Origin of the sequence: Bacillus sp. FSL M7-1345, assembly GCF_038006985.1 — a bacterium.
Taxonomy (GTDB): Bacteria; Bacillota; Bacilli; order Bacillales; family Bacillaceae_G; genus Bacillus_A; species Bacillus_A cereus_U.
Genome location: NZ_JBBOWG010000001.1, coordinates 856,542 through 873,952, shown reverse-complemented (window position 1 = coordinate 873,952; position 17,411 = coordinate 856,542). Strand labels below are relative to the sequence as shown.

Sequence of the window (17,411 nt, the reverse complement as noted above, 5' to 3'; positions counted from 1 at the left end):
ACCCCTTTTCTTATTCTTTTTCTATGCTAACTTCTGAATCTTTTATAATCGTAAAATCATTCAACTTTTGCTTATCGAACTTTCTAACTCTTAAAAAATAACTTATTATTACTAGAATCATAGCTAATAATGTCATGTAAAACTGCATACGCATATCTGCTATAAACGCTTGTGAAACAAATATCGTAATAATCATTAAAAGCGTTGCATATGTGAGATAAGGGAATAACCACATTTTCACTTTCAGCTTTCCAGCCCCGTCTCTTTCCCTCTCTCGTCTTAACCTGACATGTGAAACGGCAACGAACATATACATCAGCATCGTTACCCCTCCTGAACTATTCGCTAAAAACGCAAACAGTTTATCAGGAGATATAAATTTCAACATCGCGCAAATAAATGCAAATACGATACTTGCATAGATCGCTACAACCGGTGTCCCTCTACTATTTAACCGTGAGAAACTAGCCGGAGCATCGCCTTTTTTAGCAAGTGAAAATAACATACGCGAACTCGTATATATACCTGAGTTCATAACGGAAAGTAGTGATAAAAATACAACACCATTCATAATTTCTGCGGCTGCAGGTACCCCTGCCATATTAAATAAACTTGCATACGGAAGTTTTAATAACTCCTTATCCGTCCACGGAATAAACATAACTAAAATCGTTACCGAACCTACGAAGAAAAGCATAAGGCGCCATACTACACTATTAATAGCTCGTATAACATTCTTCTCTGGATTTTCCGATTCCCCGGCTGCAATCGCGGCGACTTCGCTTCCCGATAAAGAGAAAGAAATAAATACAACGCTCAGTAAGACAGGAACAATTCCATTCGGGAAGAAGCCTCCATTTTCCGTAACCATAGCGAGACTCGGTCTCTCCACTCCCGGAACAAGTCCAAAAAACATCGAAACTCCTAAAATTAAAAACGCAACAATCGCAATAACTTTAATAAACGCTAACCAATATTCAAACTCACCGTAGAGTTTTACTGAATATACATTCGTCATCGTCATTAAAAGGACCATACATAAACTCGCCAGCCATGCTGGAACCGACGGGAACCAATTGTTAATCATCACGCCTAAAAGCACCGCTTCAATTGCGATAATAATGACCCAGTTAAACCAATATAACCACCCAATCGTATACCCTGCCCACGGCCCAATTGCTTTATTCGCATACGTTGCAAAAGAACCGCTATCAGGATTTTCCGCTGCCATCTCTCCTAACATCCGCATCACGAGCACAACCATTAAAGCGCCGATAATATAGGACAAAATCGCTGCTGGACCCGTCGATTGAATAATCGTTCCACTTCCTACAAACAAACCACCACCGATAACCCCGCCGATCGAAATCATTGTTATATGCCGAGTTTTTAAATCCTTCTGTAACTCCTTTTTCTCTTTAGCCAAACAATTCACCAGCCCCTCCATTAGCGTGAACGTGCACCATACTCCATTGACAACGCTTTCTAAAAATCCCCTCCTACTTTGACTAAAAAATAAAAAGAGCCAGAAAAACAATGTACACATTTACATTGGATTTTACTGTCTCTATCCGTATGGCTCGTCCTCCTGCTAAGGAAGTTCAAGTGGAAAGAAGCTCCGCTATTCAATTGAACAAAAGTAAACCCGGGCTTACAGAGAGGCTAATCACTGTCATCCGATAATAAGTTAATCATAATACAATAAGACTGAATATTCAATGTTCGTTTTCGCAAATTTCATGAATAAAAAAAGAAAATTCTCTCACCTCGCCACATATACTGTTCAAAAGAAAAAAGGAAGTGATCCAATGTATTACGGAACAAAGGGCTGGTACGTAGCTGAGCTTAAAAAATTAGGTGTTCGCTATCATGAAGGACGAAAACTAGAAAGTTACCGCGCACACGTATTACGCAATTTATTAATCGCACAACAAGAGACAACGAAAGAAGAGTAATTTACTAACAAAATTACTCTCGAGATATATCGTCTATTCAACAAATCCCGGCAAATCACCCATCTAAGCTACCAACTAATCACACATTGATACAAACTAAAAAAAGGTCACCCAAACAGGCATGCCCATCAACTTAAGAATTCAGAATTATCCCAAAATGAAAAAATAAGCTTTTTTGTCACAAGTGTAGCTTTGTAAAAAAGATTGATTATTTATAATAAAGTTTGATGTTTTCTTGTTGGATATTTATGTTAATCTAACGATAAACATTGTGAAGAAATGTACTTCAACTAACGGGGCAGGTTAGTTGAAGATCTCATCAGATAAGTAATAATATTTAAAGGAATAATTCATTCTGATAAAGAACATTAAAAAACGTGATGATAAGGAGGCGATTGTATGGCCAATCATGTAGAAAATCTATATAGCTATCATGTATGGGCAAATCAACTGATTATTGATCATCTTAAGACACTTTCTCCTGAGAAATATCAAAAGGAAATGAAAAGTGTCTTTTCTTCTGTTTCAAAGGTTTTATCGCATCTCTATTTGGTGGAATATGGATGGCTTCATACCCTCGAGGGTCAGAGTATGAACGAAGCAATGCAATCTTCATTTCAAATTCAAGAAAAGATTGAGAAACTGCCCATTGAAGACTTAGAAACGGAATTTCACACTTTAACATCCCGGTTTAAAACCTTTTTGAACAGACAGGAAGATATGGAAAAGAGAATAATGTTGGATAATCCATGGGCAGGATTAAGAGAAACAAGTATATCTGAAATGGTCTTACACGTTGTGAATCATGGAACCTATCATAGAGGGAATATTTCAGCTATGTTACATCAGTTGGGTGATTCTTCAGTTATGACTGATTATGCTTTTTATTGGTATTCTTGAAATATTATTCATTAAGGCTCAGTAAAATAATCAAACTTTTTTATAAAAATCTCATACTTAGCTAAAAAGAGTAACTCCATTTTGATCAATCTTTATTCAAAATGGAGTTTTTGTATTTGTGGTTAAATAAGCGTTTAATAGCTTCCTCAACTTTAATTTTAGTTGTTTGATTTCTTTTTTCGTGTAGCTGCCTCAATTGCTCTTCACGATTAAAATTATCCACGTTTAACACCTTTCCTTTTCTTGCCCTCTAACTGTCTCTTCACACGTTCAAAACGTCCAAAAATGACATTTCCGTTTTTAATCGTTTCGTAAATGTTTTTGTATCTTTCTAAGTTCTTTTCGTTTGCTTCGACCATATCTTGGCGACCATATTCCTTTGAAGCTTCAATCATTTTGGTTGCACTTTCTATATGCAGCTCATATTTTTTTACATCAAATCTTGTCATACCAACTGCTAAGTCAAAACAAGGTTTTCCGTCGTTTGTTGTAAAGCAAGGGGGCTCTACTGCTAATAGACAATTACCGTTAGCACGACACAACCAGTAAGGGTTGTCCAATGCATTTAGTTTCTCGTCTTTCCACATCCTTTATTTATCTCATTCATTATATAAATAAAAAAGGATAATCAGCCTCATAATGGACTAACTATCCTGTAATTTATTATCTAAATTTAATAAACGGGTGACCTTTCCTATTCACAAACAAGAATTTGTCTAGAAAATGATCCTTTTCTTGTGATACAGCGGTCTGAAATTTCAAATCCCGCTTCATGAATCATGTCGTCCATTGTTTCCATCGTGACAACGACTACTTTTTTTGCAATGCGGCGCGCACTTGAAAGAATCGAGAGTTGATCTTCTGGTGTTGCGTGCGTAAATAGGTCGTACGGCATATCGATAATTGCGACGTCGTAGTTCTCAGTAATTTCTTCAATTGGGCCTTTTGTTACTGTTCCTTCAAACCCGAAATGTGCGATGTTTTTTCTCGTTCCAAGAACTACAAGTGGATTTATATCTCTACCAACGATGTTAATCCCCATAGAAAGTGCTTCTACTACTACTGTTCCAATACCGCAGCACGGGTCAATTGCTCGCACTCCCTCTGGGTTTGGTACAGCGATATTTGCGACAGCTCTAGCAACACGTGTGCTCAGTGATGTCGAATAGCTATGCGGTTTTTTTATATGATGATACCAAACCGGATCACTTTCTACATAGTGTCCGAAGTACCAGCGTCCTCCAAGAGGAACAATCCCGAATACACGCTCTGGATTACGAACATCCGCTTCTCCTTCAATATGCATGCCAAGGTCTCGTTCAATAAGGCGTCTTTCCCCATATTCAATTTTATTTTCTCCAACAAGGTCATTAATTTTAACGAAGATGACTTTGAACGTCGCTCCCGCCAAGTCAATTTGTTCCACTTGTTTCAAGATGCTTTCTAAGTCGTCTCCTTCATACATAACCTCAACGCGCTCTTTAATAAACGGACTTCTACTCGGAGCAATCTTGACTTCACTTTTCAAAATATTAACGTGAGACTCCATCCCAAAGAACGAGCGCATTTCCAAGTAACATAAAGCACGCTCCTCTTCGCGAAACGCATACGTATATATACATGCAGGTGTTTTACTATGATTATTCAATCTATGATCATCCTTTATCATTTTAAATTGTTATGATTACAATTACTCGAATACTTTTTCACATAAAATTTAATGATATCATATGCCCGAAGTAAAGAGAAACCTTTATAATTCATTTAACAAATAGAAGAGACTGCCTCTGGCAATCTCTTCTATCATTCTCTCTATTTATTAACGGTACGAAGATACGTCATTACCCATTGCTTCGTAGTAATCTAAAATACCTTGATAAATAGCTTCTGCTGCACTTTGTCTCTGTTCTGGTGTAGCAATTTTATCAGCATCGCTTTTATTATCTACAAATGCTAATTCTGCTAATACAGCTGGCATTGTATTTTCTCTAGTTACGTATAAGTCCTTTGGTTTCGCGCCACGGTCTTTTGTTCCCAGCGCTTCTACAAGACGTTTTTGAATCTTCTCTGCTAATAAACGACTTTCTTCTGTATTTGGATTAGTTGCTCTTGTCGTTGCTGACTGATAATAGAACGTTTCTGTACCTTGTCCATTTTTCAAGTCAGAACCATTAGCATGGATACTTACAAAAATATCTCCATTATTTTTCTGTGCAAACTCTACTCGTTTTTTCAATGAATCTGTTGAGTCTACTCCTGGACGAGTATCATCTGTACGAGTGAATAACACAGTAAACGGTGTCTTTTTCTCAAATATTTTCTGTAATCGTAATGATACATCTAATACGGTTTGACTTTCTTTCTCATAATAACCAGGATTCCCCGAGTCAATTCCACCATGACCTGGATCAATAATAATTGCTTTTCCTTCTAAGAAATTACCTTGTTTTACTGGGTTTAATTGATTTTTATCTACCCATTGGAAGCCACTATTTGTACGGATACGAATCCAGCTATCTTTTTCTTCAATAACCGTTACTGTTTGCGCTCCATATTTCCCTACCACTTTAGAAGAATGTGTAGCTTCTGCATACGCAGTAAATCCTTCATTAATAGCTTCTTTTTTTTCTGTTAAAGGTGTCCATTTCTCACCTTTACTCGTTACAATTTTAATCCATCCATCACGCTCTTCTTTTACTACAACCGTTTGTGGATCATGTTGCACGTCAGTGATTCCTGATGATAAAGATGGTTGGTGATATGTAATAAACTTGCGATCTATATACATTTTCTTCTCTGTTTCTGGTTTACTAACATTATCATTATTTTTGCTTAGCTTGTCCGCTTTATACGTCATTTGTGCAGCTTGTTCACGTGGTATAGAAAGATCTGGACTCCAAGTTGTCTTCCCTGTACCAGCAGAAATCTCTAACACTACTAAAATATTTGCTGCTTCTTTACCGAAATGACCTTCTAAATCAGTAAATTTATTCGTTACTGGGGCTTTTACCAAACCTTGTAATTTATAAGCCTTCACAAGCATAGATGCCATCTCAGCACGTGTTACTTTCCCATCAGGATCAAATACACCTGCTTCTCGCCCTGCAATAATATTCTCTTTTTCAATTGCTGCAATATACTGAGCTGCCCAATGATCTTTTGAATCGTTAAAAGATGGCTTCGCAGCTGGATTAACGTTTAATCCAATTGCTTTCGCTACAATTGTCGCTGCTTCAGCACGTGTTAAAAGACCCTGTGGTGCAAAAGTACTGTCCGTCATACCGCTAATTACATTTCTCTCTACTAAATAGTAAATTGCGTCTTTTGACCATGCGTTATCTGGAACATCTGAAAACTTCTTCGTTTCTGCTAAACTACTAATTGGATATACCAATAAATTTGCTGCTAATATACCTGCAGCGATTGCTTTGTACTTCATGAAAACAAATCTCCTCTCAAAATCTCACATTATACAATTCTCTTAATCAAACTAATATTAAAAATATTAATTGGTAAATAACTCCTACAATAGTTTATAACATTCTATCCCTATAGTAAATACGTTTCCTATACATATTATTAAAAATGAATATATAGAGAATAATAAATATAGATACAATGAAACGATACTCATTATAGACGTCCATCCCCACTAATTATTAGCCCACATCCATCATAATTTTTACGTATTTTCGAATTTTGATGTGGGCGCCTTACTATATCGGGATATAATTCAATTACTTAAAATTGTCTTCTTCATATTTTCTTCCTTCTTCTAAAGGAAGTTTTTTCTCACTAACTAGTTTCGCTTCTCCCGTATCGAGATTTGTTTGGAAAGTCGAAAAGTACCACATTCCTTCTCCGTTATCGTAATTTCCAACAAGAAATTCCCCCTTATCTAAAGCTTTAAAACAAGTTCCTGCAATACCTAGGTCCCCTTCGCCAATTTTCACTTCGAGTACTTTCCCTTTATGAATATAGAAAACTTTCGCTGTAGATAAATTAGAAGACTCACGCTGCAACGCTACAAAAAAATCTGGTGTACCTTTACTAACAAAGCCATTTTTTCTAGACGTATTAAATGTAAACTCTCCAATTTGTGCCTCTTGCAAATATAATGTCGCACTTGTAGATTGTAAGGCAAGCTGATATTCACCTGTATATATTTGATCCCCTTCTTGTGCACCGACCCAAACTTCTTTTTGCGTTTCATGCTTTTCGTTATTCGCAAATACATGCAAAGTATACGTTTCACCCTCAGTAGAATTCATGGAAACAGTATAACGACTTTGCACCTGCGGATTTATTTGTGATCCTTGGATTTTCCCACTCTCTTTTTTCTTTTCCTGGGTATCCTCTACCTTCGTCACTTCTTTTTCCCCTACGCTTTCTTTAGAACATCCACTTAACGCTAAACTTACAACGATACTACCCATCAATAGTTTCTTCATCTTTTCCCCCAAATAAAAAGCTGATTAAAAATAATATTTTCAATCAGCCCTCTCTATTTTCTATGAAATTAGTCTTCAATTAAATTAGACATTACATATGCATACACTAATGCTTCTGTATGAGCGATGGAGCTTTCATGTGTACGTTCAAATGCATGAGAAGAATCGATACCCGCTCCAATTAGCGCATGTTTCACATCAAATCCAGCACGAATCGCAGCTGATGCATCCGATCCGTAGTACGGATAAATATCTACTTTATATTCAACATTATTCACTTTCGCAAGTTCAACTAAATGTTTACGTAATGCATAATGGTATGGGCCACTAGAATCTTTCGCACAAATAGATACTGTATATTCATCAGATGCTTGGCCATCACCTAACGCTCCCATATCAACTGCTAAATATTCAACAGTTTCTTCTGGGATGTTAGAGTTACCACCGTACCCAATTTCTTCATTATTAGAAATTAAGAAATGTGTTGTATATGGTAATGTTACCTTTTCATCTTGTAATCTTTTAATTAATTTTAATAGAATTGCTACACTTACTTTATCGTCTAAATGACGTGATTTTATGTATCCACTCTTTGTAATTTGAACGCGTGGATCAAATGAAACGAAGTCTCCTACTTCTATTCCTAACTCACGTACTTCATCTGCTGAAAAGACACGCTCATCGATACGAACTTCAATATTTTTCTCATCGCGCTTCGCTTCCCCTGCATCTTTGTACACATGGACAGAAGTTTGATGCATTAAAATTGTACCTGTATACTTCTTACCGTTTGACGTTTCAATTTCGCAATATTCCCCTTCTACAGAGTTCCAACGAAATCCACCAATCATAGATAGACTAAGACGGCCATCAGGCTTAATTTCTTTCACCATTGCACCTAACGTATCAACGTGTGCAGTTAATAAACGATGCTGCTCATCATTCTTCCCTTTAACCGTTAAAATAAGAGCGCCTTTATTATTACGCTTCGTCTCTACATTCCACTCACTTACATAGTTTTCAATAAAACGAATGATTTTCGCTGTATTTCCAGACGGACTCGGAATAGAGACAAGCTCCTTAATGAGTTCCATCGTTTCTTGTGCATGATGTGCCATTATCGTTTCCTCCTCATTTTCTCTACTATTCAGTATACAAAATTTACTAGGAAACCTCTACTCATATGGCTCAATTTTCTAAATTATAATAAAATTCACTTTAACAAAAAAACATAGCGCAATTCACGGGCGCTATGCTTTTCCTATCAAACTATTCTTCTGAAACATCTAATAAATAAATGCCTCTTGCAAACCCACCGCGCTCTTCTTCTTTCTGCTTACGAATACGCTCTACATCTTCAATTGTTGCACCTTCTGCGCGAGCTAATGAAACAATAACTTCAAGTGCATCTGCAAGTGAATCTAACGCATGTTCACGATCCTTCATCGAAGCAAATTCACGAATTTCTTCTGTACCAATTTTCGCTAACGCTTGTATGTAAGCTTGTCCTGTTAATTTTTGTGCTGTATATGTTTTTCCAGACATTAAAATTTTCTCCGGGACACGATCTCTTACTAACTTGTTATAAGTTACCATCACTTTTCCTCCTATTTTTAATAACACCCGAGCTCTGCTTTATAGAAAAACCACTCTTTTTTCACACAAGCACTTAACATATCAATTCCTGATCCGTGCGCCCTTACTACCGGAAAGAAGTAATCCTCTGGTTCTTCTTTCTTATCGCCGTATAAGGTTTGATACTCATCAGGAATCGCCTCTTTTTTCACATCCCGTTCTTTCTTCACTTCACCAGAGAAAGCAACAGTTGGATGTCCTTCAAAGAATAATGCAGTCCGTACCGCAAGAGATGGTGTACTATGCAAAGCATAATATGTAAGTAAGATAATAACGATAACACCGATAATTTTCTTCATTTATTACTCCTAAAAAAAGTGCTAACACAATTATACTAAAATGTGTTAGCACTTTCTTCCCTTTATCTCGAATTAACGGGCAGTAAGACTAATAATCCGCGTGGGATAAACAAATCCCCCGCGGATTAAAGTTTCACTTTATTCCCCTTTAAATGATGGTAGACGCTTTTCTAAAAAAGCAGCAATACCTTCTTTATGATCTGCTGTTTGTCTCATCGCATATTGACCGCGTTTTTCAAGCTGCAGCGTTTGTTCTAAATTAGAGCGATTCACTTCACATAAAATTTGTTTCGTTTGGATCATCGCCTTAATCGGTTTTTGTAACCATTCATTAATTTTTTGCTTCACAGCCGTTTGGAAATCCTCACCGATTACTTCATCAATTAAACCGATATCTAGCGCTTCTGTCGCTGATAATTTCTTCCCTTCCCAAATGATCTTCTTCGTCATATTTTCACCGACGCGCTTTTGAAGGAAGAAATGGCCACCACCATCTGGAATTAAAGCGATTCCAATAAAGTTCATCGCAATAACTGATGATATATCTGCCATGACATAATCAGCTGTTAATGCAATACTTAATCCAAGCCCAGCAGTCGGCCCATGAATTGCACTAATAACAAGCTTTGGCATCGTATATAACGTCACAACGATTTCAGAAATTGTATTCATGATGCCTTCAAACTTACTTTCATCATTACTTGAAAGCATGGATTTAATATCTCCACCCGCCGAAAAACCACGGCCACTTCCGCATAACACAACAACGTGAACAGAACTTTCCGCCACTTCTTTCAACTTTTGTAATAACTCTTTTAACGTTGGCTCATCTAATGCATTTAACACCTCTGGACGATTGACCATAACCGTTGCTACGCGCCCTTCATATTTCACAACAACAGATTCTGTTTTACTTGTTACTTCCATTATATATACCCCTCTTTTCCACATAAAGATTATACTTATATAATTATAGAAAGTAGATGAAAAACCCTTCTTTTTTCTAAATTTTCTGTCTAATAATCTCATAATTTGTATATACCCTTGTATAAATTGAAACTTTAATCAGTGGGGGTTCTCTTCATCCCCCGCTGATTATTAGCCTTCACCAATCGGGCTTTTAAGGGCAGCCCAACCCCCATCTAACTTTTTTACTTTCGCTGAATTTTGAGGCAGGGGCCTTACTGCCCACCAATAGCGGGGTAAAACATACAATTCCGTTGAAAAATATAGCAATTAAAGTCGGTTTCCCCATACTCTTCATCTATTTACCATTACAATGAAATGTTGTATTCTTAAGTTTAATATAAAAAACAAATATAGAAATTCATTTATCTTCCTATATAGGGATACTGAAATAAAAGAATGAAGGAATGGTGGAACATATGGTTACTAAGTTAAAACAGACGGATAACTACTTCCCGCATTTCCTACTGCTATTCATTGTGTTTCAACCAATCTTAGATTTATTAACATCCTTTTCAATCTATGTATTACACATGAGTGCAACAGTCGGAATCGTAGTCCGTTTCGCCTTTATGCTTCTTGCATTAGGTTATCTACTTCTTCATCATAAACAACAAGGTGCGAAAAAGTATATTCTTTACTTATGTCTATTTGGCATTGTACTCGCAATCGGCCTCGTGAATAATTTAATGGTCAAATCTCCAATTTCATTTGGAGAAGAAGTGAAATTTATTTTAAAGAGTGTATATCCAATTGTACTACTGTTTGGATATATTATCGCACTGAAAGAACTAAAAAATAACGAATATGCGTTTCATAAAATCATTACCTATTTCTTATATGCAACATTAATTTTGAGTATCTCACTCATTGCGGCAATGGTAACGGGCACAGATTTCCAAAGCTATCCTCACTCAAAGATCGGTTCAAGAGGTTGGTTCTTTGCTGGGAATGATTTAAGTTCTATTTTTGCCATTATGTTCCCAATCGTTGTCTTATACTCAGTTCATAAAACAACTTCTTTCTCGAAAATTTATTACTGGATTCCAACTGTACTCGCGATGTATGCAAGCATTATGGTCGGAACGAAAGTAGGATATGGTGCAATTATTGTTACGCTTGGCGTGGCACTTCTATTCTCATTCATTCAATATATGATTCATCGCAAACAAGAAGGACAAGGATTCACATACCTTGTAAACACAGTTATTGCTGCTATCGTATTAGGAGGTTTACTTGCCCTTACACCACAAACTCCTATCGCAAAAAATATGAGCATTCATTTACAAATGTATGAATATAAAAAATCAGTACAAGAAGAAAAAGAACGAAAAGAAGGAAAAGTAATTAAAGAAGAAGAACATAAGCAGGGTGAACTAACAGACTCTGAAATGAAAAGTTTAATTTACAGTGATCGTGACAAGTATTTAAAAATATACAAACAATATTATAAAGACGCACCACTATCTCAAAAACTATTTGGAATGGGCTACGCTGGTAACTATACAACGAAAATAAAGTTGATCGAAATGGATTTCTACGACCTATTCTTCGCATTCGGAATTGTCGGGTTCCTTACGTACTTACTACCACTTCTTTATTTCGGTATAAAAATATTCATTCGTATAATCACAAACTTCAAGAAACTATTTAGTGTAAAACATATGCTACTAGCTAGCACACTCGTCCTATCGCTCGGCATCGGCTTTATGTCTGGCCACGTATTAACAGCACCGGCTGTAAGTATTTTCTTTGCTGTTATACTTGCTTATATGATCGTTGATTTGGAAATTGAATAACACTTGAAATACCATACCCTTGTTTTAAGGGCATGGTATTTTTTATAACCACTATGAAGCGAGTAGTATAAAAAATCCCTTGCAGGAAATTTCCTACAAGGGATTTTCATCAATAACAGATGTACTATCTATTATTATTTTTTAACAATAGCAGTTGATGCAGTTACGTTACCAAGTGCTAACTGGTTACCAGTAGCATCTGTAATTTTGATGCCGTCTTCATTAGCTGAACCTTTTGCTACTACACTAATTGTTGCAGCTTGAGCAACGTTTAGAGTTTCTGTAGTTGTTAAGTAAACAACGTTCTTCTCGTTTGCTCCGCCATGCTTAATACCTTTAACTGCTGCATCGTTGCCATTTACAACAACTTTTAAGTCATTGATAAATTGAGCTTCATTTTCAGTGAACTCTTTAATGTTTTCATCAAATGTTACTTTGATTTCACTTGAAACTTCATCTCCACTCTTAGCTTTCACATAAACAGCGCTTGCTAATTTAGGAGCTGTATTATCAGCAAACTTAATTAAGCTTTCAACTGGAGCTTTCGTTTGAGCGTTAGCTACTACTTTGCTTCCAGATGCAGTTAATACGTTTGTGCTAATTGTGAACTTAGCAGATTGGTCTTTTGAGAAATGATTTTTTGGTAGAGAAACCTTAACAGTCTTTTTGTCACCAACGAACTCTGCAGTTGTGCCTGTTGGTAATGCTTTACCGTCAATTTTGTAGTTTGCTACATCTTTCGCGTTACCGCTCATGTCTTCTGTATACGTAACAGTGATTACATCACCAGTAATATCAATAATGCTTTCTGGCATTTCCACTACAGGTGTTACGATACCTGTGTTACCAACAGTTGTGTTGAATGCAACGTTGCTGTTTGTATTTACAGAGTAAGAAGCTAAGTTCTCATCTTTTGCGAATTTAACAGCACCAGCTTTTACTTCTACTGTGTAAGGCTCAGCTGTTACTTTACCGTTATTAGGAGTAACTTTTAATACGTCACCATCAGTTACGAAAGTAGATTCTACAACTACACCGTCTTTGTCACGTACTACGATTTGGTCTTCATTATTTACAGCAATTTTACCATTGAATTTAACTAGTAAGTTATTGCCTTCAATTTTATTTAAGCTATCAGTAGCTACTTTTGGTGTAGCAGTATCAGCAGATAAAGAAACGCTCATATCAACTGGTTTACCAAGTAAGTTTGCTCCATCTTTGAAGTTCTTAAGGTTAACACTTAAGTCAACGTTCTTTTCGCTACCCGCATATAATGGGTTAAGAGCTCCCTTTGCATCTTCTTTAACAGAAACGATGTATGAAGTTGGATCTTGTGGATCAACTGTAAATTGTACTGCACCATTACCACCTGCAACATTATATGCTGCTGTTGGGAACGTGTAGTTACCTTTTTTCACAGTTACTTCAGGTTGTTGGCTTAATGGCTCTGAGAATGTAACTTTGAAAGTACGGCTGTTAATAGCTTTTAATTCTTTCACTTCTGGTGCTGTTGTATCAGAAGATACAGTGTATTTTGTTGTTAAGATTGAAGATGTATTAGGATTCTTTTGTAATGTATCTTTCGCATCATATACAACTACTTCATGATCACCTTTAGCGAAGATTCCATCTTTTCCTGTAACTACATCAGTTGTTAAAGTGTATACTCCTGGAATTTCACTTGCAGTTTTTGTTTCTGTAAGCTCAACACCATCAATTTTAACTTTTGCATCTGTTGTCACAGGTTTGTTAAATGTTAATTCAACTTTCTTACCAACAACACGTGCACCTAATAATTCTGGAGCTACTGAGTCAGAGAATGTTTTTTCTGAATCAAGATATTTTTCTACAGGTTTTAAGTCAGCACCTAATACGCCTGTAGTTACGTGTACTGCATATTTATCAGAGTTAGCAAATGCTTTCTCAGTTTTTAATTTGAAAGTTACGCTCTTACCATCTTTTGAAAGAACGCCTTTACCTAAGAAATCACCAGCTACTAAGTCAAGACCATTTTGTTTGAATTTGTAGTTAGCTACATCAATCGCAGTTTTTTCATTTACTGGATTTGTGAATGTAACTTTAATTTCTTGAGCGTTGATCGCACTTACAGATTCAACTTTAGCATCTGTTTTTACTTCTGGATGATAGTTCATAGCATTGAAGATGAATTGAGCAGCTTGCTCACGAGTTACAACGCCGTTTGGATTGAATTTGCCTTCACCTTCACCAGCTACGATACCTAAGCTTGCAAGAGTCTCGATTGAAGATTTTGCAGTTGCCCAAGATAAACCGTCGATGTCATTGAAAGTTTTTTTGTTATTGTCATCAGCTTTGAAGCCGTATGCGTTAACAAGAAGCTGTGCCATTTGTGCACGAGTTAACTTTTCTTTTGGACCGAATTTATTATCGCCTAAACCAGCCATAATTTTGTTAGATTCAGCAGCAGAAACGTATTTAGCATACCATTCGTTTGCATCTACATCTGTAAATGGAGTTTTTGTTGAACCAGCTTCAATGCCTTTCGCTTTTACCATGAAAGTAGCTACTTCAGCACGAGTTACATCGTCACCAAATCCGAATAGGCCATTACCAGTACCTACGATAATACCTTTTGCAGCCATAGAATTGATCGCATCTGCAGACCAATGTCCTTTAGGAACATCTTTAAATGCGCCCTCTTCTGCTGCTGTAGCAACTGGTGCTACTACGCCAGCTACCATTGCAGCTGTCATTGTACCAGCCATTAATTTGTTAAAAGACTTATTTTTTGCCATTGATTTATTTTCCTCCTTGAGAAATATAATACTAGCTTTAGAAATATGTATTTGAAAAACTAGTGATTTACTAAATTCATATATTAATCTACAAACACTTTTTGGAGATTAGTAATTTATCAGCCATAATAAATACTATCTTTTTCCAAAAAGTTAAACCATGTATATAATACGTCATAATTCTTTTTTTTAAAAGAATTTTTTATCGCATAATTCGACAAATTCGAAATGTTTGTCGAATTGTGTTTTTATCAACGATTCTAATATGTAAACGTATATATATCGCTTGTATTTAATATAACAATAGCATTATAACACAAAAAACAAATCGATTGATGATTTACTATATTTAAAATTCTCGACATCATTCGACATGAATGCGCTTTATTTTTGTTTTTTTGTCGAATTATTTGTTATTTTTTTCTATAAGATGGGATTATTTTCATTAATTTTCTATTAAATAACATTTATTGTGTTCGACAAACAAAAAGACTGATCACCTTGTCATTTTTATAAAATGCATCTAGATGATCAGTCTTCTCTTTTTTATTAGTGTTTTACATACTCTACATTTTCTTTTGCAATATAAGCTTCATTTACAGCAGGGTCATCAGAGATGATTTTAACCCATGCTTGTCCATTTATCGTTTCTTCACCTGTAACTGTAACAACTTTATTTGCAGTTAAGCTATACAGTCGATTGTTCGACGTATGAGGATCTTTTTTCACTTCTACCTTACTCTTTACACGAGCAAGTTTATATTTGTTGTACTCTTTTTTACCTAAGTATGAATCAAAACGGAACATATGCCCTGCTACTTTTTTACCCCAGTTTGCATCAGATGCATATTTCATATTTAAACCGCCAGCTTTATCGCCCGTATACGCTGCTGTATAGCGCCAGCTTGATGGATTTAAATATCCTTCATTCATGTATACTTTTGCAGCATGTTCAATACAATCTTCTTTTGAATTAAATGTTAGACCGTTACCAAATGGACTATCATCTGTTGCATTTAAACCAAATAAGTTATTTTTATCTTTTGCAAGATCGCTTGTTCCATATAAACTTTCATGAACTGCTAATGAATATAAGAATAATGCATTTACATTATACTTGCTTTCTACTTCTTTAAATTTCGCACCTAAACCGATTAATGGAGAATCTGCTCTAACTGATTTTACATAACTATCTAATTGTTCTGCTGTGTAGTCTGTTTTAGAACGTAATGATACGTAATTAAAATATTGATAGAACGTTTCATTTCCAAATGTCTTTCCATCTATACTCTCCATTTGTTGCCCCGGTTTCATAAAGGCAGGTGCCGCGCCATATCTATATCCTGTATAGCTCGGCTTCTTTTCAAACTCATAATACTTATGATATAAGTATCCATCATTGGCAACATAATAATATGATTTTTGCATTTCTTTGTCAGGAACTAAAGTGACTTCGTTTTTCTTCACATAACCTGTTAAGTCAGAGAGTTGTACTTTCACACGATCTTCTCCAACTTCTAACACTTTAAATTCCGTTCCGTAATCAAGGTATGTATATACTGTTTTTAAATTATCACCGTAAACATTAATTGTATTTCCAGTAACTCTCTTCGCCGTTGCAAAGCCGTCTTTAATCCATACGTATTCATTTTCATATTTCACTGCATTGATGCCTTTATTTTGTGCAGCTGTAACAGCTTCTTTATATGTAGTGTAACGCTCTACTATTTTCCCTGCATCATTTAACAATACATAATTCTTTGTTTCTACAGGCGTTTCTCCACCGTTGTTACCAATTTTATCAAGCATTAAGTTCAGCATCGCCGAAGCCATACCTCTTGTCGCTGATAAATGTGGTCTAAAGGTATTATCTTCTGGATAGCCTTTAATAATTTGAGTTGCTACCATAACTTGTACATGTTCTTTATAGTTAATACGATTCGTATCAGCAAATGTAAGCGGACTTACAGTTACTTTAACCTTTTTATAATCTAGCGCCTGTTTTACCATTACAGCCATTTCTTCACGTGTAATCACATCACCAGGTGCAAAAGTCTCAGGACTACGCCCTTTAATAATTCCCGCTCCGAATGCTCTACTTACACCGTCATATAAGCCGTATGATTTTGGCACATCATTAAAATTCGAATCTGCTTGTGGAAGTTGTAACGCTTTCGCTATTAATGTAGCAAACTCTGCTCTCGTTATCTCTTTATCTGGTAAATAAACATCATTTCCATACCCTGACATAATCCCTTTATTAATAAGAGAACGCATATGCTGCTCAAATTGATGACCTGTAATATCATCGCTCGCCGCATAACTTGAAATAGGAGCTAAAAGCAATGACCCCGTTAACGCAACTGCTGTAATACCTTTTGAAAATTTCTTCACGGTTATCCTCCTCTTAATCTACGAATTTATCATTCCAACACCGATTATATACTAATTATATAAACATGATAAATAAAAATTAATATAAAGCCTTTTTAAAATACATATTTTATTATATAAGAATAATATATAAATTAGATATTCTTCTTTCGTACCTCTTTCCTTTTACAACCGTGAAATCCTTTATGATATAATGGCGTAGTTATTTCTGTTTATATAGAAATAACTACAAAGATAT

At 35.8% G+C, this 17,411-nt stretch carries 13 protein-coding genes and 1 pseudogene; 3 read left to right on the top strand and 11 right to left on the bottom strand.

All coding sequences use genetic code 11. From position 1 onward, the window contains the following. Positions 1–10: 10 nt before the first annotated feature. Positions 11–1,435, bottom strand: a complete 1,425-nt coding sequence (locus MHB76_RS04485) for an amino acid permease (protein ID WP_256416214.1) — start codon at positions 1,433–1,435, stop codon at positions 11–13. Positions 1,436–1,739: 304 nt separating this feature from the next. Here MHB76_RS04485 and MHB76_RS04480 point away from each other — a divergent pair, with 304 nt between their 5' ends. Continuing rightward, positions 1,740–1,955, top strand: a complete 216-nt coding sequence (locus MHB76_RS04480) for a DUF2639 domain-containing protein (RefSeq protein WP_199709836.1) — start codon at positions 1,740–1,742, stop codon at positions 1,953–1,955. 399 nt (positions 1,956–2,354) lie between these two features. Further along, a complete protein-coding gene (locus MHB76_RS04475) occupies positions 2,355–2,855 on the top strand; it encodes a DinB family protein (protein WP_016103865.1) in 501 nt (166 codons plus the stop codon). 215 nt (positions 2,856–3,070) lie between these two features. On the opposite strand, the pseudogene MHB76_RS04465 reads toward MHB76_RS04475, so the two are convergent. The 8 genes and pseudogenes from MHB76_RS04465 to MHB76_RS04430 all read right to left on the bottom strand — a co-directional run. Beyond that, positions 3,071–3,442, bottom strand: a pseudogene (locus MHB76_RS04465) (tyrosine-type recombinase/integrase); the annotation flags it as partial. Positions 3,443–3,549: 107 nt separating this feature from the next. Continuing rightward, on the bottom strand, positions 3,550–4,503 hold the full coding sequence (locus tag MHB76_RS04460) for a TRM11 family SAM-dependent methyltransferase (RefSeq protein ID WP_002201611.1): 954 nt from the start codon (positions 4,501–4,503) through the stop codon (positions 3,550–3,552). A 171-nt stretch (positions 4,504–4,674) separates the two neighbouring features. Beyond that, a complete protein-coding gene (locus MHB76_RS04455; RefSeq protein WP_340985781.1) occupies positions 4,675–6,294 on the bottom strand; it encodes an N-acetylmuramoyl-L-alanine amidase in 1,620 nt (539 codons plus the stop codon). A 298-nt stretch (positions 6,295–6,592) separates the two neighbouring features. After that, complete coding sequence (locus MHB76_RS04450; protein ID WP_256416217.1) at positions 6,593–7,306, bottom strand: hypothetical protein; 714 nt, start codon at positions 7,304–7,306, stop codon at positions 6,593–6,595. 68 nt (positions 7,307–7,374) lie between these two features. Next, on the bottom strand, positions 7,375–8,424 hold the full coding sequence (locus MHB76_RS04445; protein WP_256416218.1) for a M42 family metallopeptidase: 1,050 nt from the start codon (positions 8,422–8,424) through the stop codon (positions 7,375–7,377). Between the two features lie 151 nt (positions 8,425–8,575). Continuing rightward, positions 8,576–8,902 (bottom strand): nucleoside triphosphate pyrophosphohydrolase, encoded by a 327-nt coding sequence (locus MHB76_RS04440; RefSeq protein WP_016103860.1) that lies wholly within the window; start codon positions 8,900–8,902, stop codon positions 8,576–8,578. Between the two features lie 17 nt (positions 8,903–8,919). Further along, positions 8,920–9,240, bottom strand: a complete 321-nt coding sequence (locus tag MHB76_RS04435; RefSeq protein ID WP_340985775.1) for a hypothetical protein — start codon at positions 9,238–9,240, stop codon at positions 8,920–8,922. 138 nt (positions 9,241–9,378) lie between these two features. After that, on the bottom strand, positions 9,379–10,167 hold the full coding sequence (locus tag MHB76_RS04430) for an enoyl-CoA hydratase (RefSeq protein WP_016103858.1): 789 nt from the start codon (positions 10,165–10,167) through the stop codon (positions 9,379–9,381). A gap of 458 nt (positions 10,168–10,625) precedes the next feature. Between MHB76_RS04430 and MHB76_RS04425 the strand changes: the two genes are divergently transcribed. Next, entirely contained in the window at positions 10,626–12,005 is a 1,380-nt protein-coding gene (locus MHB76_RS04425; protein ID WP_016103857.1) for an O-antigen ligase family protein, read from the top strand. A gap of 134 nt (positions 12,006–12,139) precedes the next feature. Here MHB76_RS04425 and MHB76_RS04420 read toward each other — a convergent pair whose 3' ends face one another. Together MHB76_RS04420 and MHB76_RS04415 are read right to left on the bottom strand one after the other, a co-directional pair. Next, positions 12,140–14,779 carry an S-layer homology domain-containing protein gene (locus tag MHB76_RS04420; protein WP_340985773.1) on the bottom strand — a complete coding sequence of 880 codons (2,640 nt, stop codon included), beginning with the start codon at positions 14,777–14,779 and terminating at the stop codon, positions 12,140–12,142. 549 nt (positions 14,780–15,328) lie between these two features. Continuing rightward, entirely contained in the window at positions 15,329–17,173 is a 1,845-nt protein-coding gene (locus MHB76_RS04415) for an S-layer homology domain-containing protein (RefSeq protein WP_078173993.1), read from the bottom strand. Between the last annotated feature and the right edge of the window lie 238 nt (positions 17,174–17,411).